The sequence below is a fragment of the Dactylosporangium cerinum genome (genome assembly GCF_042653625.1).
Lineage (GTDB): Bacteria > Actinomycetota > Actinomycetes > Mycobacteriales > Micromonosporaceae > Dactylosporangium > Dactylosporangium cerinum.
Genome location: NZ_JBHSIU010000015.1, coordinates 1 through 19,876, shown reverse-complemented (window position 1 = coordinate 19,876; position 19,876 = coordinate 1). Strand labels below are relative to the sequence as shown.

Here is a 19,876-nt window from a genome sequence, read left to right as displayed (position 1 = left end):
CATATGTGCATACGATTCATTTGTGCTGGTTGTGACGACTGAGGGCCTACCGGGGTACGAGATCACCACCGTGCTCGGCGAAGTGCTGGGCGTGTGCGCGACGTCGCGGAACCCGTTTGCGGCCGGGTTGCGGTCCACCGAGGGCGGGCCGGGGCTGGACATGTCGCAGTTCCTGGTGCAGACCAGGGCGAAGGCGGTCGGGCAGATGATCCGCGTCGCCGAGCAGCGCGGTGCGAACGCCGTGGTCGGGATGCGGTTCGACCACCGGGACTTCACGAACACGTGGGCGGAGATGTGCGCCTACGGCACGGCCGTCGTCGCCGTCCCGCTGCACGCCAGCTCGGGCGCCCATGCCGCGGAGCGGTCGACAGCGGGATCGAGATGACTGCGCGGCCGGAGACGACCATGCAGCCGGAGGGGTCTACTTCAAGGTCGCGATGACCGCACCGGCGGAGACGACCTCGCCGACGGTGGCGGCCAGGTCGGTGACGACGCCGGCCTTGTGGGCGTTGAGGGGCTGCTCCATCTTCATCGCCTCCAGCACGACGATCAGATCGCCCTCGGCGACGGTGTCGCCCTCCGCGACCGCGATCTTCACGATGGTGCCCTGCATGGGGCTGGTGAGCGCGTCCCCGCCGGCGGCGCCGGCCTGCTTCTTGGCCGCCGAGCGGCGGCGCGGCGCGGCAGGGCCCGGGGAAGAGCCGGAGCCGGAGCCGGTGCCGGCGGCAAAACCGGCAGGCAGGGATACCTCCAGGCGCTTGCCACCCACCTCCACGACCACTGTCGAGCGCTCCTCCGCCGCGGGCAGGTCCCCGGCCGACGCGGTGAACGGCGGGACCGTGTTGACCCACTCGGTCTCGATCCAGCGGGTGTGCACCCGGAACGGGGCGGCCGTGAAGGCGTCGTCGCGCAGGACGGCCCGGTGGAAGGGCAGCGCGGTGGCCATGCCGTCGACGACCATCTCGTCGAGGGCCCGGCGGGCACGTTCGAGGGCCTGCTCGCGGGTCTCGCCGGTGATGATGACCTTGGCGAGCAGCGAGTCGAAGTTGCCGCCGATGACGCTGCCGGACTCGATGCCGGTGTCGACGCGGACGCCTGGGCCGGTCGGCAGCTGCAGGACGGTGACGGTGCCGGGGGCGGGCAGGAAGCCGCGGCCCGGGTCCTCGCCGTTGATGCGGAACTCGATCGAGTGCCCGCGCGGCTCCGGGTCGGTGTCGAAGCGGAGCTTCTCGCCGTCGGCGACACGGAACTGCTCGCGGACCAGGTCGACGCCGGCGGTCTCCTCGCTGACCGGGTGCTCGACCTGGAGGCGGGTGTTGACCTCGAGGAAGGAGATGGTGCCGTCGTTGCCGACCAGGTACTCCACGGTGCCGGCGCCGTGGTAGCCGGCCTCGCGGCAGATGGCCTTCGCCGACTCGTGGATCTGGGTGCGCTGCGCGTCGGTGAGGAACGGCGCGGGCGCCTCCTCGACCAGCTTCTGGTGGCGGCGCTGCAGGGAGCAGTCGCGGGTGCCGACGACGATCACGTTGCCGTGCTGGTCGGCGAGGACCTGGGCCTCGACGTGGCGGGGCTGGTCGAGATAGCGCTCGACGAAGCACTCGCCGCGCCCGAACGCGGCGACCGCCTCGCGGGTCGCGGACTCGAACAGGGCCGGGATCTCCTCGAGGGTGCGGGCGACCTTCAGCCCGCGGCCGCCGCCGCCGAAGGCGGCCTTGATCGCGACGGGCAGGCCGTGCTCCCGCGCGAAGGCGACGATCTCGTCGGCGTCGCGGGCGGGCTCGGCGGTGCCGGGGACCAGGGGTGCGCCGGCCCGCTGGGCGATGTGCCGGGCGGTCACCTTGTCGCCGAGGTCGCGGATCGCCTGCGGGGTGGGCCCGATCCAGGTCAGTCCGGCGTCGATGACCGCCTGGGCGAAGTCGGCGTTCTCGGAGAGGAACCCGTAGCCGGGGTGCACGGCGTCGGCACCGGCCGCCACGGCGACCTCGATGACCTTGTCGATACGCAGGTAGGACGCGGCGGCGGTGTCGCCGCCGAGCGCGTAGGCCTCGTCCGCGAGCCGGGTGTGCAGGGCGTCGCGGTCCGAGTCGGCATAGATCGCGACACTGGTCAGGCCGGCGTCGCGGCAGGCGCGGATGACGCGGACGGCGATCTCGCCACGGTTGGCGATGAGAACCTTACGCACGCTGAACGCTCCCTCGGGTAACCCTCAGCGCAGTCTAGGCGACCTGGCGTGCCTGGACCGCTGCCAACAATGTCACTGAGTGCCGTAGTCAAGAAACACCATTACGATAGTGTCGTGTCTACTACGCGTTTGATGATCATGGGTCTGGTGAGCTACCTGCAGCCCGTCCACGGCTACGACATCCGCAAGGAGTTGACCAGCTGGAACGTGGAGAGCTGGGCCAACGTGCAGCCGGGGTCGATCTATCACGCGTTGCGCAGGATGACCGAGGAGGGCCTGCTCGAGGCCGTCGACACCGAGCAGGTGGACGGGCGCCCGGCCCGCACGCGGTATCGGCTGACCAAGGCGGGCGAGGTCGAATACCAGGCGATGCTGCGCCGGTACTGGTGGGAGTACCAGGAACCGGTCGACCCGTTCCTCGCCGCCTTCGCGTTCCTGCCCTCGTTGCCGCGGTCCGAGGCGGCCGGCGCGCTGCGGGCCCGGGCGCGGCTCCTGGAGGGCTGGGTGGCGACCTATCGCGATAGCGGCGACGAGTGGACCGCCGGGAAGCCGGCGCACGTGGGCTGGCAGTTCGAGCTGACCATGGTGCGGGCCGAGGCGGAGGCCCGCTGGTGCCACGACGTCGCAACCCGGGTCGAGGCCGGCGAGGGTATGCAGTTCAACGAGGCCGCCGACACGGACGGCGAGCTCGGCGCCGAGGCCTGGCGCAAGGCGATCCGCGAGCAGTTCGGCGAGCCGACCGACGAGGACGACGACTAAAACGCGATATAAAGCTTGACCGCGCGAACTATATCGCGTTAGTTTCTCCCTGCGAGATACGAGACGACAGGGAGACCGTCATGATCGAGACGAAGGGTCTGCGGAAGTCGTACCGCTCCAGGGCCGGCCGCGAGGCCAAGGTCGTCGAAGCGGTGCGGGGGGTCGACCTCTCCGTCAAGGAGGGGGAGATCTACGGCTTCCTCGGCCCGAACGGTGCCGGCAAGACCACGACACTGCGGATGCTGGCGACGCTCATCACGCCCGACGGCGGGGAGGCCGTCATCGCCGGCGCCGACCTGCTCAAGAACCCCGGCGAGGTGCGCCGCCGGATCGGCTACGTCGCCCAGGGCGGCAGCACCTGGGACGAGAGCACCGCCCGCGAGGAGCTGGTGCTGCAGGCCCGCTTCTACGGCATCCACAAGGCCGAGGCGCACCGGAAGGCGACGAAGGCCCTGGAGGCGTTCCAGCTCACCGACTACGCGGACCGCAAGACGAAGACCTACTCCGGCGGCCAGCGCCGGCGGGTCGACATCGCGCTCGGCATCATCCACGGGCCGAAGGTCGTGTTCCTCGACGAGCCCACCACCGGTCTCGACCCGCAGAGCCGCGCCCACATGTGGGTCGAGGTCCGCCGCCTGCGCGACGAGGGCATGACCGTCTTCATCACCACGCACTACCTCGACGAGGCCGACGCCCTCTGCGACCGGATCGCGATCATGGACCACGGCGAGATCGTCACCGAGGGCACGGTCGACGACCTCAAGCGCGAGGTCGCCGGTGACGTGGTCACCGTCGGCGTCAACGGCGCCGCGAAAGCCGCCACCGACCTGCTCAAGAGCCAGGAATACGTCCGCAGGATCGAGGAGAACGAGGATCACTCGCTGCGGCTGTATGTCGACGAGGGCGCCGTCGCGATCCCGCACATCCTGCGGATCCTCGACCACGCAGGGGTCGAGCTGAAGCAGATGGAGCTGCACCGCCCCAGCCTCGACGACGTCTTCCTCACCAAGACCGGCCGTTCACTTCGGGAAAGCTGAGTAGCGATGAAATTCCTCCGCGACACCTGGCTCGTCTTCAGCCGCCAGATGCAGCTCATGCTCCGCCAGCCGGTGTGGCTGATCGTCGGGGTGGTCCAGCCGCTGTTCTACCTGTTGCTCTTCGCGCCGCTGCTCAAGCCGGCCCTGGGGGTGCAGACCAACGCCGAGGCGTACAAACTGTTCGTCCCCGGCCTGCTGGTGCTGCTGGCCATGTTCGGCTCGCTGTTCACCGGCTTCGGCCTGATCGCCGAGCTGCGCGCCGGCGTCATCGAGCGCAGCCGGGTCACCCCGGTCAGCCGCCTGGCCCTGCTGGTCGGCCGCTCACTGCGCGACGTCGTGTCGCTGCTGTTCCAGGCGGCGCTCATCGTCGTCGTCGCGGTCGGGTTCGGGCTCAGCGTCGGCCTGCTCGACGTCCTGGCGGCGTTCGCGCTGATGGCGATCATCTCGCTGATGCTGTCGGCGTTCTCCTACGCGATCTCGCTGAAGCTGCGCAGCGAGGACGCCCTCGCGCCGCTGCTCAACACGATCTCGCAGCCGCTGCTGCTGACCGCGGGCATCCTGCTGCCGCTCACGTTCGCCCCGACCTGGCTCAAGCGGGTCGCCGACTGGAACCCGTTCTCCTGGGCCACCGACGGCGTCCGGGCCCTGTTCGCCGGCGACCCGGGCGCGGACTCCGTCTGGCAGGCCGCGGTCGTCATCGGCGGCCTGACGCTGATCACCGTGGTCTGGGCGAGCCGCGCGTTCGCCAAGGGCGTCAGGTAGACCGCTGTACCGGTAACGACCGTCACCGTCACGGCCCCTTCCACCACAGGCAGGGGCCGTGACACCGTCAACCCGTGCCGCGACTCGTCCGTGACCGCCTCACCTGGGTCATCTATGTGCAGCTCGCCCTGTGGTGCTACTTCCTCTACGGGTTCGGGCCGGTGGCCCCGCTGCTGCGCGACGAGCTGCACATCAGCCGCACCCTCGCCAGCCTGCACGGGACCGGCTTCGCCGTCGGCGGCATCGTCGGCGGCGCCGTCATCCCGGCGCTGACCCGCCGCTACGGCCGCCACCGCCTCATCTGGGGCGGCCTGATCCTGGTCAGCGCCGCAGCCATGGGCATGTTCGCCGCGCATCACCTCGCGCTGACCCTGACCTTCGCGACCCTCGGCAGCTTCGGCGGCTCGCTGCTGGTCAACGGCGTCGTCGCGGCCCTCACCGAGCACCACGGCAGCGCCGGTCCGGCCGCGATCAGCGAGGCCAACGCCGCCGCGGCGACCGTTGGCCTGGTCGCCCCGCTGATCGTCGGCCTCGCCTACAGCGCCGGCCTCGGCTGGCGGGTCGGCCTGGTGCTCGTGGTCATCCCCACCGCTCTCCTAGCGTTTTTCGCAGGGGTACGGGTGCCCGAGCCGCTTGCCCGTGCCGGCACCGACGGCCGGCGCGTCCGCCGCCTTCCGGGCACCTACTGGTTGGCCGCGACGAGCCTGTTCGCGACGGGCTCCGTCGAGGTCTGCCTGACGCTGTGGGGCAGCGACGTGCTGCGGGCGCACGCCGGAGTGTCACCGGGGGTGGCCACGGCAGCGGTGTCGACGATGATCGCCGGGATGGTGACCGGACGGCTCATCGGCGGCCGGCTGCTCCTGCGGTTCCGCCCGACCCGCATGTTGCTGGCCGCCCTGGGCGTGTCAGCGGCCGGCTTCGCCCTGTTCTGGTCGGCGACCGTGCCGTGGCCGGCGATGGCGGGCCTGTTCATCTGCGGGCTCGGCGTCGGGCTGCACTACCCGCTGGGGATCGGCCTGGCCCTCGCCCACTCCGACGGGCAGCCGGACCTGGCCGCCGCGCGGGCGTCCTTCGCCGTCGGGATCTCCTTCGCGGTGGCCCCGTTCGCGCTGGGCTCGATCGCCGACCAGGTCGGGCCGCACACCGCGTTTCTGCTCGTGCCGGCGTTCCTGCTGCTCAGCGCGGTGGTGGTGGCACGCCTGGAGCGCGCCACCCTGCCCCCGGTGCCGGTCAGAGCCGTCGAGCCAGTGTGAGCCCGTCGGCGATCGGCAGGATCATCGACTCGACCCGGTCGTCGGCGAGGACCTGCCGGTTGAACTCGACGATCGCGAGCGTGCCCGCGTCGCCCGGGTCGGGGTTGAGCACGTGGCCGTGCCGCAGCACGTTGTCGACCAGGATCAGGCCGCCCGGCCGGGTGCGGGGGACGATCGCCTCCCAGTAGGCGGGGTATCCGGTCTTGTCCGCGTCGATGAACGTCAGGTCGAGGTGCGGCTCGGCGGGCAGCGCCGCCAGGGTCTCCGCGGCCGGCCCGATGCGCAGCTCGACCCGGTCCTCCAGGCCGCCGCGCCGCCAGTACCGCCGGGCGATCGACGTGAACTCCTCGGACACGTCGAAACAGGTCAGCCGGCCACCGTCGGCGAGACCGCGGGCGATCGCGATCGAGGACAGCCCGGTGAACGTGCCGATCTCCACCGCCTGCCGGGCGCCGGTGATCCGGGTGAGCAGGGTCAGCAACGCCGCCTGCTCCGGCGCGACCTGCATGCCCGCGTCGCCCGGCAGCACCGCCGCGGTCTCCGCGATCAGGTCCCGCACCAGGTCGTCGGGCTCGCTGCCGTTGGCGACGACGTACGCGTGCAGCGCGTCGGTGAGGGAGAGCGTCTGTCTCGTCATGGTTCGATCCTGCCCGACCGGTGGCCCGTCATGCCTCGATCCGTCCCGACCAGTAGTCGGTCAGCCGGACCCCGAGGATCGCCATCAGCACCCGCAGCGTCGGCAGCGACAACCCGACGACGTTGCCGTGGTCGCCCTCGATGCGGTCGATGAACACGCCGCCGAGCCCGTCGATGGTGAACGCGCCGGCCACGTGCAGCGGCTCGCCGGTCGCCACGTACGCGGCGATCTCCTCGTCGCTGGGCTCGGCGAAGTGCACGACCGTCTCGACGGTCTTCGACGTGTTGTTGCCGGTCGCCGTGTCGATCAGGCAGTGCCCGGTCTGCAGCACGCCGGAGCGGCCCCGCATCGCCTTCCAGCGGGCCACCGCGTCGGCGGCGTCGACGGGCTTGCCGAGCGCCGCGCCCTCGAAGGCCAGCATCGAGTCGCAGCCGAGCACGAGCGCCCCCTGCAGCGACGGCTCCAGCGCCGCCGCGACCGCCTGGGCCTTGAGCTCGGCGAGGGCTCCGGCCAGCGCGCCGCTGGCGGCGTCGAACTCGGCCTCCGCCGCGGCTTCGTCGACGCCGCTGACGATGACCTGGTGATCGATGCCGGCGGATCGCAGCAAGTTGCGGCGGGCGGGGCTGGCCGAGGCGAGGATGAACGTCTTCACGGGACGGACGTTAGTACCATCGCGGCCATGCGGAAGCTCTGGGCGGAGTTCAAGGCGATCGCGATCGGCGGCACGGTCCTGGACCTGGCCCTGGGCTTCATCATCGGCTCGGCGTTCGCCACGCTCGTCCAGTCGTTCGTCACCAACCTGTTCCTGCAGGCGGTCGCCTCCGTCGTCGGGGAGCCCGACTTCCAGAAGCTCGAGATCACCGTGCACCGCACGCCGATCAGGTACGGCCTGTTCCTCAACGACCTGCTGCAGTTCCTGCTGCTGGCGGTCGCCCTCTTCGTGATCATCAAGTTCATGACCTGGATCGGCGTGGAGCGCGGCCGGTCACTGGACACGCGGCAGTGCCCGTTCTGCTACGACCGGGTCCCGACCGCCGCGCTGCTGTGCCGGTCGTGCGGTCAGCAGTTGGTCGAGGACCTGCCGACGCTCGCCCAGGCGGAGTTCCTGCAGGACGAGCGCGAGGCGCGCCGCTGGCCGACGCTGCCGGCCCTGCCGCCGATCGCGATCCCGCGACGAAGGCCGCCCGGCGGCCGCGACGAGCCGCCCGGGGGCCGCGACGAAACCCGGGACGAGCCGCCCGGCGGCCCCGACGAGACTCCCGCCGCGGACGGGCCTAGTTCCAGCGGGGACGAGAGCCTGGCCGGGCGCTCTGCCGCCAGCGGGACACCGGAGCGGGCGCCGGAGCCGCCTCCGCAACGGCCGGGCGGCTGAACAACGCGCCCACGATCGCCGCGACCTCCTCCGCCGTCGGCGTGCCCCGAACGACCTTGAACAGCGGTTCCTCGGTCACCGTGACCCCCTGAAAGTGCGCGAAACGTTGCCGTCTTGCGAGCATACGCATGCATCGGCGGCGCATACTCGACACGGATCGGGCGTCGATGGCGAGTTTGGGGGGCGCATTGACCAACGTCCCACTCCGGAACGCATCGATGCTCGTGGTCGGTGTGCTCCTCGCCGTGTTGTTGCCCGCGGTGCCCGCGCACGCCCGGGACGGTGAGCAGCCCGCCTCGATCTCCGCCTCGCTCCGATACCAGGTCACGTTCGTGGCGCGGTCCTGCAACTCCTACGCCGACGTCATGGCCAACCGGGTCCGCGACGACCATCTCGAAGCGGCGTCGGCGCCCGGCCGGGGCAACGCGTACAAGGACGGCCAGGCGGTCGACCCGGCGGTCGAGGCGGCCAACGGCGACGGCTGCACCGCCCTGCCCGGATGGCATTTTTCACTGGGCGCTGGCCAGGAGAAGAAGGGTGCGCTGTCGACGGTGACCACGCCCGCCGTGGACTCCGGTGAGACCGTCGCCCAGGTGCCGCTGCTGGACGAGGCCGGGCACAAGACCGACAAGCTCATCGACGGCGCGGTGACCCTGCAGCTGACGCCGGAGCAGGCCAGCGCGTCCACGCACCGGCAGCTCTGGGTGCAGGGCGGCACGCCCGGCGACCCGCTGCTGGCCGGCACCCGGCCCGGCTACGGGTTCGGCGCCCTGCGCTGCGCGGCCGACGGGCACGCCGGCGGCAACGTGCAGTGGCTCGGCTTCCCGGCCGGGGCGCGGCACGTGTTCTGCTTCGCGTACTACGTGAAGTCCGCACAGGCCCCGGGCACGCTCGTGGTGAAGGCCCGCACCTCGACCCCGGTCGGCTACCCGCAGCGCTTCGTGTTCGACGCCAGCGCGAGCTACACCGCCGACAAGCGGATCTACGCCGACACCACCACCGACGCGACCCTGGTGCGCAGCTCCGGCGGGTCGCCCGGCACGGTCGTGTCGCGGACCCCGGCCGGCTGGACGCTCACCGACGTGAGCTGCGCGAAGAGCGGCGCCGGGCGCAGCCTCACCGCGACCGACGTGCCGACCGGCACCGCCACCGTGACCCTCGCCGCCGGAGAGGTCGTCACCTGCACGTTCACCTACACCCCGCCGGTCGCGCCGGCAGGGTTGACGCTGCGGCTGTTCGGCGACGCGCCCGGCGGGGCGTTCAACGTGTCGGTGGCCTCGGGCGGCGGTGCCGACCCGCCGCGCCTGCTGCAGGCCGCGCCCACCGGCGACGGGTCCGCGGCGGTCGCGACCGGCGCCGACCTGTCGACCCTGCTGCCGGGCGCGTATCCGGTGACGCTGACCGCCCCCGTGGGCGAGGCCGCCGCGTGGGCCCTCGCCGGGGCCGACTGCGGGGGGACCGAGCTCAAGCCCGAGGGGCTGTCCGTCACGGTGATGGTCGCCGCCGGCACGCCCACCGACTGCACGCTGCGGGTCGCCCGCAAAGGCGGCACGATCCAGCTGCGATCGGTGACCGTCGGCGGCGTCGGGGCGGCGTCGTTCGTGATCGCGCCGCGCACCCAGGGCACGCCCGGCTGGTCCGGCGTCGCGACCACCACCGCGCTCGGTGAGGCCGCCCTCGCCCAGGGCGTGCCCGGCGTGCTGCCGCTGGGCGAATACCTGGTCACGCCGCTGCCGCCGCTCGCCACCGTCGACGGCAGCTGGCGCCTGAGCTCCTTCGCCTGCGACCCGGGCGAGTCGCAGGAGCTGCCCAACGTCGGCGCGGACGTCGTGCCGCTCACCGCCGCCGAGCCGGCCGCGAAGTGCACCGCGAGCTACCTGTTCGAGGAGGCGCACCAGCTGCAGGTCACGGTCCGGTTCGCGGGCAGCACCAGCGGCCGCGGCGGCCCGGTCATGCTCGACCTGGCGTGCACCGACGGCTCGACCGGCCGGGTCGTGCTCCCCGCCGACGACAACAGCGAGGCGACGCTGCCCACGCCGCTGGGCTTCCTCGATCCCATGAAGTGCACGTTGCAGCGCCCGTCCACCCCCGTGGCGGGCGGCGCGACGGTGAGCATCGGCGCGACGCTGGACCCCGCGCCCGGCAATGCGCCGCTGTCGATCCCGGGCACCGTCGCCATCGGTGAGGACGCCGGCAAGGACGTCGATCTCTACACGGTGACCGTGACGGTGACGTTCACCGCCGACGATGCGGCACCGACCCAGCAGAAGGTGCTGGACACGTTCCGCATCCTGCCGGTGGCCCTGATCGGCGCCGGGTTGGTCGGGATCGGGCTCGTCATCCTATTGATCATGGTTCTGCGCTCCCGTACCGACTGAAAAGAGTGATCTGAGCAGGATCCGAGCGTGATCCGGGCTGTCTGGAACGGGCGCTCGTTGGGTAGCGTCTGAGGTGATGATGCAGTCCAGATCCCTGATCGCCGAGCGCTATCGACTGATCGAGTCGCTCGGTGCCGGCGGCATGGGCCGGGTGTGGCTCGCCCGGGACGAGATGCTGCGCCGCGACGTCGCGATCAAGGAGGTCATCCCGCCCGAGGGGCTGACCCCCGAGGAGCGCGAGGAGCTGCGGCTGCGCACCCTGCGCGAGGCCCGCGCAGCGGCCCGGCTCAACGACGCCAACGTGGTGCGGATCTACGACGTCGTGCAGTCCGAGCAGGCTCCGTGGATCGTGATGGAGTACGTGCCGTCGCGCTCGCTGCATCAGGTGATCACCGACGACGGCCCGGTGCCGCCCGAGCGGGCCGCGCAGATCGGTCTCGCCGTGCTCAACGCGTTGAAGGCCGCGCACGCCGCCGGGGTGCTGCACCGCGACGTCAAGCCCGGCAACGTGCTGCTCGCCGACACCGGCCGGGTGGTGCTCACCGACTTCGGCCTCGCCGTCTTCGAGGGCGGCGACGGCGCGGTGACCCGCCCCGGGCTGATCCTCGGGTCGCCGCAGTACATCTCGCCGGAGCGGGCCCGGGAGGGCATCTCGGGGCCGGAGTCCGACCTGTGGTCGCTGGGCGCCACGCTCTACGCCGCCGTCGAGGGCCGCTCCCCGTATGCGCGCTCCACCACCTACGCGACCCTGACCGCCCTGGCCACCGAGGACCCTGACCCGGCGACCCGCGCGGGCGTGCTCAAGCCGGTCCTCAACGCGCTGCTGCGCAAGGACCCCAGGGCCCGGGCGGGCGTCGCGGAGACCGAGCGGCTGCTGCAGCGCGCCGCGTCCGGCGAGGGCCGGGCCTGGACCTGGACCCTGCCCCGGCCGCGCCGGTCGCGCGAAGGGCATCCGACCGGGTTGCGCAGCTCCTCCAGCGGCTCCTCCCGCGGCTCGTCGCACCCGCTCGGCGGCTCGGCGTCGCGGCCCGAGGCGCCGGTCAGCTCGCCGCCCGCGGGCCTGGAGCAGGCCAGCCCGGCGCCGTCCGAGGCCGCGACCGTGCACCAGGGCCCGTCACCCGCACCGATCGACTTCCCGGGCAAGGCGCGGGGCAGCGCGGCGGTGCCGCCGCCCGTCGGCGCCGGCCTGTACGCGCGAAACGCGCAAGGCGTGCGGCCGGAGGTGGTGAGCGCCAGCAACGACAGCGGCGCCTTCGACACCGTCCCGCGCGGCCGGCACCGCGCCCGCTGGATCGCGGGCGCCCTCATCGTGGTGGCCCTGTTCGTCGGGGCCATCATCGTGATCGCCGACTCCGGCGGCGACGACCCGCAGCGGACCCTGCCGACGGGCGCGCAGGCCACCAACCTGCCGGCCGGGCCGGCCGGCACCCCCGGGCCCGGTTCGGTGAGCCCCACCCCCAGCGTGTCGCCGGTTGTGCGCGGCAGCGTCGGGGCGACCGTCATGGACCTGCCCCCGGGCTTCCACTGGGAGACCGACGACAAGTACGGCTGGGCGGTCGCGGTGCCCAACGGCTGGCAGCGCTCGGTCAAGAAGGCCAGCTACCCGTCGATGATCTCCTTCACCGACCCGCTCGACGGGCGGTGGGAGATGGCGATCGACACGTCGTTCAACCCGCCGAAGGGAGACCCGGTCGCCGACTGGAAGGACCAGGAGGCGTCGCGGCTCAGGGACGGCATGTATCCCAACTACGAGCAGGTCCACATCCAGCCGTTCACCTTCCGGGACGGCTGGGCCTGCGCCGACTGGCAATGGCGGTTCACCGCGCCGAGCGGGCGGCTGCACATCTCCAACCTCGGCTGCCGGGTCAACCCCGGCCGGGGCCACGCCATCTACTGGCAGACCCCGGACGGGGTGTGGGACGACTTCGCCACCGTGAACAAGTTCAACATCATCCAGGCGTCGTTCCGAGTCACTGCCTGACGCGGCGGCACTGCGTAATTCCTGAACATCACAGCGGGATGTTGCCGTGCTTCTTCGGGGGCAGGGTCTCCCGCTTGGTCCGCAGCAGCCGCAGCGCCCGCACGATCTCCACCCGCGTGGTCGACGGCGGGATGACCCCGTCGATGTAGCCGCGCTCCGCCGCCACGTACGGGTTGGCCAGGGTGTCCTCGTACTCCTGGATCAGCTCGGCGCGCAGCGCGGCTGGGTCCTTCGCGTCCCGCAGCTCCTGCCGGTACAGGATGTTGACCGCGCCCTGCGCGCCCATGACCGCGATCTGCGCCGTCGGCCAGGCGAAGTTGAGGTCGGCGCCGAGGTGCTTGGAGCCCATGACGTCGTAGGCGCCGCCGTAGGCCTTGCGGGTGATGACGGTGACCTTCGGGACGGTGGCCTCGGCGTATGCGTAGATGAGCTTCGCGCCGCGCCGGATGATGCCGTCCCACTCCTGGCTCGCGCCGGGCAGGAAGCCGGGCACGTCGACGAAGGTGAGGATCGGGATGTTGAACGCGTCGCAGGTCCGCACGAACCGCGCCGCCTTCTCCGACGCGTCGATGTCCAGGCAGCCGGCGAAGTGCATCGGCTGGTTGGCCACGATGCCGACCGGGTGACCCTCGACCCGGCCGAAGCCGATCAGGATGTTCTGCGCGAACAGCGGCTGCACCTCGAGGAAGTCCTCGACGACCGACTCGATGACGGTGTGCATGTCATACGGCTGGTTCGCCGAGTCGGGGATGACCGTGTCCAGCACCAGGTCGTCCTCGGAGACGTCCAGGGACGCCGGCAGCGGCACGACCGGCACGTCGTCCATGTTGTTGGACGGCAGATAGGACAGCAGCGCCTTCACGTACTCGATCGCGTCGTCCTCGTCGGCGGCGAGGTAGTGCGCGTTGCCGGACTTGGTGTTGTGCGTCCGCGCCCCGCCCAGCTCCTCGAACCCGACGTCCTCGCCGGTCACCGTCTTGATGACGTCGGGCCCGGTGATGAACATGTGCGAGGTCTGGTCGACCATCACGGTGAAGTCGGTGACGGCGGGGGAGTAGACCGCGCCGCCGGCGCACGGACCCATGATCAGCGAGATCTGCGGGATCACGCCGGACGCGCGGACGTTGCGGAAGAAGATCTCGCCGTAGAGCCCGAGCGAGGCGACCCCCTCCTGGATGCGGGCGCCACCGGAGTCGTTGATGCCGACCACCGGGCAGCCGGTCTTCATCGCCAGGTCCATGACCTTCACGATCTTCTCGCCGAAGACCTCGCCGAGGCTGCCTCCGAAGATCGTGAAGTCCTGCGCGAAGACGCAGATCTGGCGCCCGTCGACGGTGCCGTAGCCGGTGACGACCCCGTCGCCGTACGGCCGGGACTGCTCCATCCCGAAGTAGGTCGACCGGTGCCGGGCGAGCTCGTCGAGCTCGACGAACGAGCCGGGGTCGAGCAGCAGCTCGATCCGCTCACGGGCCGTCTTCTTGCCCCTGGCGTGCTGTTTCTCCACCGCCCGGGCCGAGCCCGCGTGGACCGCCTCGTCGGTGCGCCGGCCCAGATCGGCCAGCTTTCCGGCGGTCGTGTGGATGTCCGCGCCGACACCAACCTGCTCAATGGTCACGTTCGGCATCGTAATCGCGCGGGGATACGGTCGACCTGTGAACATTTACACCGACCTCGAGCGCCCACCGCTGCGTGCCGCAGCGCTCCGGCGCGCGCTGGTCGTCCCGGGAGGATTCTGGACGGACCTGCGGGTCGTCGAGGAGACCGGCTCGACCAACGCCGATGTGGCCGCCGCCGCCCGGGCCGGCGCCCCCGAGGGGCTGGTGATCGTCGCCGAGCGGCAGACCGCGGGCCGGGGCCGGCTGGGCCGGCAGTGGCAGTCGCCGGCGCGGGCCGGGCTGGCGCTGAGCATCCTGCTGCGCCCGGCGGTGCCGGCCGCCCGCTGGGGCTGGTTGCCGCTGCTCGCCGGGGTGGCCCTCGCGGAGGCGGTGCGCCGGGTGGCCCGCCTCGACGCCTACCTGAAGTGGCCCAACGACCTGCTGCTGCAGGGCGACCGCAAGACCGCCGGCATCCTCGCCGAGGGGGTCGGTGACGGGGCCGTCGTGGTCGGCATCGGGCTCAACACGACGCTGCGTGAGCATGAGCTGCCCCGCCCCGACGCGACGTCGCTCGCGCTCGCGGGTGCCGCCAGCGCCGACCGTGACCCGCTGCTGCGCGCCCTGTTGCGCAGCTTCGAGGAGGTGTACGGGCGGTGGCAGGCCGGTGACGACGCCGGCGTTCGCGAGGCGTACCTCTTCCACTGCGGGACGATCGGGCGCCGGATCCGGGTCGAACTGCCCGGCGGCAGCACCCTGACCGGCATCGCCACCGGCGTCGACCCAGACGGCCGGCTGCAGGTCACGGACCGTTCGGGCGAGGTGCACACGGTCGCGGCCGGCGACGTGGTGCACGTGCGCCCAGACCCGGCCGCAGACCCGGCGGCGGCCCCGACCCAGGAGACGACCGGGTAGGCCAATGTCGGGCGCGCTGCGAAAGGTCTAGCCTCACCTCGACATTCATGAACGAGGAGGTTGGCGTGGGGTTCCCGGAAAGCGTCCTGACCAAGGACGAGCAGGTGGTGCTGCACCTGCACCCCCACTGGAAGGCACTGTTCCTGCCGGTGCTGTGGTTCGTCCTCACCGCCGCCGTGATCGCGGCCATTTCCCTGTTCACGGGCGTGGGCACGATCGGCACGCTGATCGCGGCCGGAGTCGGCCTGGTGGTCGTGCTGGTGGTCACCGTGTGGCCGTGGATCAAGTGGAAGACCACCCACTACGTCTTCACCAACGAGCGGGTGATCATGCGCAGCGGCGTGTTCTCGCGCAGCGGCCGGGACATCCCGCTGGGCCGGGTCAACGACGTGTCGTTCTCGCACTCGCTGTTCGAGCGGATGCTCGGCTGCGGCACGCTGACCATCGAGTCGGCCGGCGAGCGGGGCCAGGTGCAGCTCACCGACATCCCGCAGGTGGAGAAGACCCAGAGCATGCTCTACGAGCTGGTCGACGCCGACCGGCAGAAGCACACCTTCGGCGACGACGACCGTCAGGCGCTCGTCGACGAGATCAAGAACGACGCGACGTCCTGACGCTTTCCGTCATCCGGAAGGCCTGGTGCATCAGGCCTTCCGGAGCGCGGACGCTCAGCGGTGGCCGGCGGGGGACTCCAGCTCGTCCAGGCTCAGCTCGTCGTCGTGGGAGTGCCGCGGCACGGGTGCGACGGCGACGTCGGTCAGCGCGACCTCGAGGGCCTCGACCTCGGCCTCCAGTTCGGCGTCCGCGATCGCCTGCGGGTCGTCCGAGACGACCGGGGCCTGGAAGACGAACGTCCGGTATGCCCAGAAGCGGAACACCATCGCGATGCCGATGCCGAGGGCGCTGGCGATGTTGAACGCGAGGCGGTCGGCGCTGTTGGTCTCGCTGAAGCCCAGCCCGTACTTCGCCACGGCCAGCACCGCGCCCTGGATCAGCAGGCCGATGCCGTTGAGGGCGAAGAACAGGGTGTATTCGCGCCGCATGCTCCTGCGGTCACTGGCCCGGTAGGTCCACTGCCGGTTGAGGAAGTAGGACGCGGTCGTCGCGACCACGGCGGCGACGATCTTCGCCTTGAGCGGGCCGATCGACAGCAGCAGGTTGAGCACTGCGAAGTCGATGACCGTGTTGATGCCGCCGACCGACAGGAACTTGAAGAGTTCGGTGGCGAGCGAGCGATGCCGCTCGGGGACGAACCGGTCGCGGAGGTTGCTGGCAAGGCGCACCGTGCAACCTTACGGTAGGTCACCAACCACGGCGCCGGATACACCGCCGACTGCGGGCCAGGTCACCCGCATCTTGACCACTGCGCAACCAGGTCGTTACCTGCTGCCGAGTTTCAAGCGGGTCAGGCCGGTTCGGCGGCCTTGCGGAAAACAATGTTCCGGTAGGACCAGAAGCGGAACAGCGTGCCGAACGCCATGCCGACCACGTTGGCCGCGATGTTGTCGGCGATCTTGCCCTGGAAGAACGGCCACACCGAGCCGAGCCCGTAGTGGCTGGCCCAGAGGCAGACCAGGCCGATGATCAGCCCGATGAGGTTGAACAGGAAGTAGAGGCTGTATTCGCGTCGCAGGTTGGTCCGCTCCCGGTCGCGCCAGGTCCAGAACCGGTTGCCGATGAACGCGACCGTCGCGGCGACCACCGTGGAGATCGTCTTTGCGAGCAGCGTCGGCGTCCCGCCGAAGAGCAGCACGTTGAAGATGGTCACGTCGACCACGAACGACACGATCCCGACCGTGCCGAACTTGCCCAGTTCGCGCACGAGGTGCTCGAAGCGGGCGAACAGCCCGCGCAGGCCGCCAGGGCCCGGCCCGGCCGCCACTGACTGCAGTTCCGTCACGTCGCAGAGGGTACTGCACTGATGACCCCAGCGAGCGCAGCTGCCTCAGACCGCACGCTTTGCGCGTTGGTGCGCGGTTGACGAAAAGTTCACGCGTGATTCTGCGAACGGGTGCGAGATTCTTCGGCCCTTGTGCAGGTTTTCACAAGCTCTCACACTGCCCGGCCACGGTGACCGGTTTACGCTGAGGGAAATCAGTCGAACGTTTCCACGGCCGCTCGCAGCATCGCGCGCCGTGCTTTGGCGTATGCACGGCGCGGTCGTCAGCCGCCCTTGCAGTCCACGCCGACGCTCTTGCAGTCCAGGTCAACGCCGACCACGAGGAGATCTCGAACATGTCCGCACCGGTCACCGTCCCCGGCCTCGACCAGGCACCCACCGCCCACCCCAAGCTCCTCGCGTGGGTTCGCGAGGTCGCCGAACTCACCAGACCCGACCGCGTCGTCTGGTGCGACGGCTCCGAGGGGGAGTGGCGCCGCATCACCGACGAGCTGGTCGACAAACAGGTGCTCGTGCGGCTGCGGCAGAAGCCCAACTCGTTCTGGGCCCGCACCGACCCGTCGGACGTGGCCCGGGTCGAGGAGCGCACGTTCATCTGCTCCGCCGACGAGGCCGACGCCGGCCCGACGAACAACTGGATGGCCCCCGCCGAGATGAAGCAGGTGATGACGGAGCTGTACGACGGTTCGATGCGCGGCCGCACCATGTACGTCGTGCCGTTCTGCATGGGCCCGCTGACCGCCGAGCAGCCCATGTTCGGCGTCGAGCTGACCGACTCGCCGTACGTGGTCGCCTCCATGCGGATCATGACCCGGATGGGCGCCGACGTGCTCGACCGGATGGGCGCCGACGCGTCCTTCGTGCCCTGCCTGCACTCGGTGGGCGCGCCGCTCGCACCCGGGCAGGACGACGTCGCGTGGCCGTGCAGTGACACCAAGTACATCTCCCACTTCCCCGACAGCCGCGAGATCTGGAGCTACGGCTCCGGCTACGGCGGCAACTCCCTGCTCGGCAAGAAGTGCTTCTCGCTGCGCATCGCCAGCGTCATGGGCCGCGACGAGGGCTGGCTCGCCGAGCACATGCTGATCCTGAAGCTGACCGGCCCGAGCGGGCAGGTGAAGTACGTCGCGGCCGCGTTCCCCAGCGCCTGCGGCAAGACCAACCTGGCGATGCTGGAGCCGACCATCCCCGGCTGGAAGGTCGAGACGCTCGGCGACGACATCGCCTGGATGCGGTTCGGTGCCGACGGCCGGCTGTACGCGGTCAACCCCGAGTTCGGCCTGTTCGGCGTGGCGCCCGGCACCGACTGGAAGACCAACCCCAACGCCATGCGGACCCTCGCCAAGGGCAACTCGGTCTTCACCAACGTGGCGATGACTGACGACGGCGACGTCTGGTGGGAGGGCATGGGCGAGCCGCCCGCGCACCTCACCGACTGGAAGGGCCGCGACTGGACCCCGGACTCCGACGAGCCGTCGTCGCACCCGAACTCGCGCTTCTGCACGCCGATCGAGCAGTGCCCGATCCTGGCCGACGAGTACGCCGACCCGCGCGGCGTGCCGATCGACGCGATCCTCTTCGGCGGCCGGCGCAAGACCACGATCCCGCTGGTCACGGAAGCGCGCGACTGGACGCACGGCGTCTACCTCGGCGCGACGCTGTCCAGCGAGACCACCGCCGCGGCGGCCGGCAAGGTCGGCGTGGTCCGCCGCGACCCGATGGCCATGCTGCCGTTCATCGGCTACAACGCCGGCGACTACTTCGCCCACTGGATCGGCATGGCCAAGGCCGGAGACGCCGCCAAGCTGCCGAGGATCTTCTACGTCAACTGGTTCCGCCGCGGTGACGACGGCCGCTTCCTGTGGCCCGGCTTCGGCGAGAACGCCCGCGTGCTGAAGTGGGTCGTCGAGCGCATCGAGGGCACCGCGGCGGCGGTGGAGACCCCGATCGGCCGGGTGCCGGCACCCGGCTCGCTCGACGTCGAGGGCCTGGACCTGACGGCTGAGGACCTGGCGCTGGCCCTCCGGGTGGACGCCGACGAATGGCGCGCCGAGGTCCCCCAGGTGGTCGAATGGTTCGAGCGGTTCGGTGACAAACTGCCGAGCGTGCTCTGGGCCGAACTCGACGGGCTGAAGGCTCGCCTCGACGCCGCATAGCCCCTGGTCGGCGGCCGGTCAGTCGGGAGATCGGCCGCCCTCCCACCCGCCGTTCAGCACTGTCCGGTGCACGCCTGACGGTGTCGCTTTGCCCGGTAGGTCGCTACTCTTCTCGACCGTGGGCCTGCGTGACGTGGTGTATTCGTTGTACGAGAAGCGTCTCGCCCGACGGCTGCACGGCAAACCTCAGCCGCGACACGTCGGGGTGATCGTCGACGGCAACCGGCGCTGGGCGCGCGAGATGGGCTACGTCGACCCCAACGACGGCCATCGCGTCGGCGCCGAGCGGATCAAGGAACTGCTGCGCTGGTGCGACGGGGCGACCGTCGCGCACGTCACGCTGTGGCTGCTCTCGACCGACAACCTGTCCCGGCCGTCCGCCGAGCTCGACCCGCTGCTGCAGATCATCGAGAACCTCGCCGCCGAGCTCGCCGCCGACGGCAACCCCTGGCAGCTGCGCATGGTCGGCGCCCTGGACCTGCTCCCGACCGCCAGCGCCCAGTCCCTGAAGGCGGCCGAGGAACGCACCGTCAACCGCGCCGGCGGCGCCCAGGTCAGCCTCGCCGTCGGCTACGGCGGGCGCCGCGAGATCGCCGACGCGGTCCGCTCCCTGCTGCACGAGCACGCGAAGGCCGGCACGTCCATCGAGGAGCTCGCCGAGATCCTCGACGTCGACCACATCTCCGACCACCTGTACACCCGTGGCCTGCCCGACCCTGACCTGGTCATCCGCACCAGCGGCGAGCAGCGCCTGTCGGGCTTCCTGCTGTGGCAGAGCGCCCACTCGGAGTTCTACTTCTGCGACGTGCACTGGCCCAGCTTCCGCCGCGTCGACTTCCTGCGCGCGCTGCGCTCCTACGCCAACCGGCAACGCCGCTACGGCACGTGAGCTAGCTGCCGCGCCTGCGGCGCGGCGGCGGGGGTTGCTGCGCCCCGCCGCCGCGCCTTCGGC

At 71.1% G+C, this 19,876-nt stretch carries 19 protein-coding genes; 12 read left to right on the top strand and 7 right to left on the bottom strand.

Annotated features, from left to right (window positions below; all coding sequences use genetic code 11):
* Positions 1-22: 22 nt before the first annotated feature.
* Positions 23-385, top strand: a complete 363-nt coding sequence (locus tag ACFPIJ_RS14995) for a YbjQ family protein (RefSeq protein ID WP_380115490.1) — start codon at positions 23-25, stop codon at positions 383-385.
* Between the two features lie 36 nt (positions 386-421).
* On the opposite strand, the gene ACFPIJ_RS14990 is transcribed toward ACFPIJ_RS14995, so the two are convergent.
* Complete coding sequence (locus ACFPIJ_RS14990; RefSeq protein ID WP_380115488.1) at positions 422-2,182, bottom strand: acetyl/propionyl/methylcrotonyl-CoA carboxylase subunit alpha; 1,761 nt, start codon at positions 2,180-2,182, stop codon at positions 422-424.
* 114 nt (positions 2,183-2,296) lie between these two features.
* Here ACFPIJ_RS14990 and ACFPIJ_RS14985 point away from each other — a divergent pair, with 114 nt between their 5' ends.
* From ACFPIJ_RS14985 to ACFPIJ_RS14970, 4 genes are all read left to right on the top strand, one after another.
* Positions 2,297-2,941 carry a PadR family transcriptional regulator gene (locus tag ACFPIJ_RS14985; protein ID WP_380115486.1) on the top strand — a complete coding sequence of 215 codons (645 nt, stop codon included), beginning with the start codon at positions 2,297-2,299 and terminating at the stop codon, positions 2,939-2,941.
* 80 nt (positions 2,942-3,021) lie between these two features.
* Entirely contained in the window at positions 3,022-3,978 is a 957-nt protein-coding gene (locus tag ACFPIJ_RS14980; protein ID WP_380115485.1) for an ATP-binding cassette domain-containing protein, read from the top strand.
* Positions 3,979-3,984: 6 nt separating this feature from the next.
* A complete protein-coding gene (locus tag ACFPIJ_RS14975) occupies positions 3,985-4,740 on the top strand; it encodes an ABC transporter permease (RefSeq protein ID WP_380115483.1) in 756 nt (251 codons plus the stop codon).
* Positions 4,741-4,814: 74 nt separating this feature from the next.
* On the top strand, positions 4,815-5,993 hold the full coding sequence (locus tag ACFPIJ_RS14970; RefSeq protein ID WP_380115482.1) for an MFS transporter: 1,179 nt from the start codon (positions 4,815-4,817) through the stop codon (positions 5,991-5,993).
* Here ACFPIJ_RS14970 and ACFPIJ_RS14965 read toward each other — a convergent pair.
* Positions 5,971-6,630, bottom strand: a complete 660-nt coding sequence (locus ACFPIJ_RS14965; RefSeq protein WP_380115480.1) for an O-methyltransferase — start codon at positions 6,628-6,630, stop codon at positions 5,971-5,973. The genes ACFPIJ_RS14970 and ACFPIJ_RS14965 overlap by 23 nt on opposite strands.
* A 28-nt stretch (positions 6,631-6,658) precedes the next feature.
* Positions 6,659-7,282: a Maf family protein gene (locus ACFPIJ_RS14960; RefSeq protein WP_380115478.1), complete on the bottom strand. Its 624-nt coding sequence runs from the start codon at positions 7,280-7,282 to the stop codon at positions 6,659-6,661.
* Positions 7,283-7,309: 27 nt separating this feature from the next.
* Between ACFPIJ_RS14960 and mscL the strand changes: the two genes are divergently transcribed.
* Positions 7,310-8,002: a large conductance mechanosensitive channel protein MscL gene (gene mscL / locus ACFPIJ_RS14955; protein ID WP_380115476.1), complete on the top strand. Its 693-nt coding sequence runs from the start codon at positions 7,310-7,312 to the stop codon at positions 8,000-8,002.
* Here the strand turns inward: mscL and ACFPIJ_RS14950 are convergent.
* Entirely contained in the window at positions 7,905-8,126 is a 222-nt protein-coding gene (locus ACFPIJ_RS14950; protein ID WP_380115475.1) for an acyl-CoA carboxylase subunit epsilon, read from the bottom strand. The two genes, mscL and ACFPIJ_RS14950, sit on opposite strands and share 98 nt — an antisense overlap.
* Before the next feature lie 94 nt (positions 8,127-8,220).
* On the opposite strand from ACFPIJ_RS14950, the gene ACFPIJ_RS14945 reads away from it, so the two are divergent.
* Both ACFPIJ_RS14945 and ACFPIJ_RS14940 read left to right on the top strand, forming a co-directional pair.
* Entirely contained in the window at positions 8,221-10,380 is a 2,160-nt protein-coding gene (locus ACFPIJ_RS14945; protein ID WP_380115474.1) for a prealbumin-like fold domain-containing protein, read from the top strand.
* A gap of 76 nt (positions 10,381-10,456) precedes the next feature.
* Positions 10,457-12,361: a protein kinase domain-containing protein gene (locus ACFPIJ_RS14940; RefSeq protein WP_380115472.1), complete on the top strand. Its 1,905-nt coding sequence runs from the start codon at positions 10,457-10,459 to the stop codon at positions 12,359-12,361.
* A 28-nt stretch (positions 12,362-12,389) separates the two neighbouring features.
* Here the strand turns inward: ACFPIJ_RS14940 and ACFPIJ_RS14935 are convergent, their stop codons facing one another.
* Positions 12,390-13,985 (bottom strand): acyl-CoA carboxylase subunit beta, encoded by a 1,596-nt coding sequence (locus ACFPIJ_RS14935; protein ID WP_380115471.1) that lies wholly within the window; start codon positions 13,983-13,985, stop codon positions 12,390-12,392.
* Between ACFPIJ_RS14935 and ACFPIJ_RS14930 the strand changes: the two genes are divergently transcribed.
* Together ACFPIJ_RS14930 and ACFPIJ_RS14925 are read left to right on the top strand one after the other, a co-directional pair.
* Positions 13,969-14,868, top strand: coding sequence for a biotin--[acetyl-CoA-carboxylase] ligase (locus ACFPIJ_RS14930; RefSeq protein ID WP_380115470.1), 900 nt, complete (start codon positions 13,969-13,971; stop codon positions 14,866-14,868). The genes ACFPIJ_RS14935 and ACFPIJ_RS14930 overlap by 17 nt on opposite strands.
* Positions 14,869-14,915: 47 nt before the next feature.
* Positions 14,916-15,482, top strand: a complete 567-nt coding sequence (locus ACFPIJ_RS14925; RefSeq protein ID WP_380115468.1) for a PH domain-containing protein — start codon at positions 14,916-14,918, stop codon at positions 15,480-15,482.
* Positions 15,483-15,536: 54 nt separating this feature from the next.
* Here ACFPIJ_RS14925 and ACFPIJ_RS14920 read toward each other — a convergent pair whose 3' ends face one another.
* Complete coding sequence (locus ACFPIJ_RS14920; protein ID WP_380115467.1) at positions 15,537-16,151, bottom strand: GtrA family protein; 615 nt, start codon at positions 16,149-16,151, stop codon at positions 15,537-15,539.
* A 122-nt stretch (positions 16,152-16,273) separates the two neighbouring features.
* Positions 16,274-16,768: a GtrA family protein gene (locus tag ACFPIJ_RS14915; protein ID WP_380115465.1), complete on the bottom strand. Its 495-nt coding sequence runs from the start codon at positions 16,766-16,768 to the stop codon at positions 16,274-16,276.
* Positions 16,769-17,103: 335 nt separating this feature from the next.
* On the opposite strand from ACFPIJ_RS14915, the gene ACFPIJ_RS14910 reads away from it, so the two are divergent.
* The gene (locus tag ACFPIJ_RS14910; protein ID WP_380115464.1) at positions 17,104-18,924 is read left to right on the top strand and encodes a phosphoenolpyruvate carboxykinase (GTP); all 1,821 of its coding nucleotides are present in this window, start codon (positions 17,104-17,106) and stop codon (positions 18,922-18,924) included.
* Between the two features lie 118 nt (positions 18,925-19,042).
* On the top strand, positions 19,043-19,813 hold the full coding sequence (locus tag ACFPIJ_RS14905; RefSeq protein ID WP_380115463.1) for an isoprenyl transferase: 771 nt from the start codon (positions 19,043-19,045) through the stop codon (positions 19,811-19,813).
* The last annotated feature ends 63 nt before the right edge of the window (positions 19,814-19,876 follow it).

Coding starts and splice junctions, on each gene's coding strand:
- ACFPIJ_RS14980 (WP_380115485.1), top strand. CDS start 3,022: ATGATCGAGACGAAGGGTCTGCGGAAGTCGTACCGCTCCAGGGCCGGC.
- ACFPIJ_RS14975 (WP_380115483.1), top strand. CDS start 3,985: ATGAAATTCCTCCGCGACACCTGGCTCGTCTTCAGCCGCCAGATGCAG.
- ACFPIJ_RS14965 (WP_380115480.1), bottom strand. CDS start 6,630: ATGACGAGACAGACGCTCTCCCTCACCGACGCGCTGCACGCGTACGTC.
- mscL (WP_380115476.1), top strand. CDS start 7,310: ATGCGGAAGCTCTGGGCGGAGTTCAAGGCGATCGCGATCGGCGGCACG.
- ACFPIJ_RS14950 (WP_380115475.1), bottom strand. CDS start 8,126: ATGCTCGCAAGACGGCAACGTTTCGCGCACTTTCAGGGGGTCACGGTG.
- ACFPIJ_RS14945 (WP_380115474.1), top strand. CDS start 8,221: ATGCTCGTGGTCGGTGTGCTCCTCGCCGTGTTGTTGCCCGCGGTGCCC.
- ACFPIJ_RS14940 (WP_380115472.1), top strand. CDS start 10,457: ATGATGCAGTCCAGATCCCTGATCGCCGAGCGCTATCGACTGATCGAG.
- ACFPIJ_RS14930 (WP_380115470.1), top strand. CDS start 13,969: ATGGTCACGTTCGGCATCGTAATCGCGCGGGGATACGGTCGACCTGTG.
- ACFPIJ_RS14935 (WP_380115471.1), bottom strand. CDS start 13,985: ATGCCGAACGTGACCATTGAGCAGGTTGGTGTCGGCGCGGACATCCAC.
- ACFPIJ_RS14925 (WP_380115468.1), top strand. CDS start 14,916: ATGAACGAGGAGGTTGGCGTGGGGTTCCCGGAAAGCGTCCTGACCAAG.
- ACFPIJ_RS14910 (WP_380115464.1), top strand. CDS start 17,104: ATGTCCGCACCGGTCACCGTCCCCGGCCTCGACCAGGCACCCACCGCC.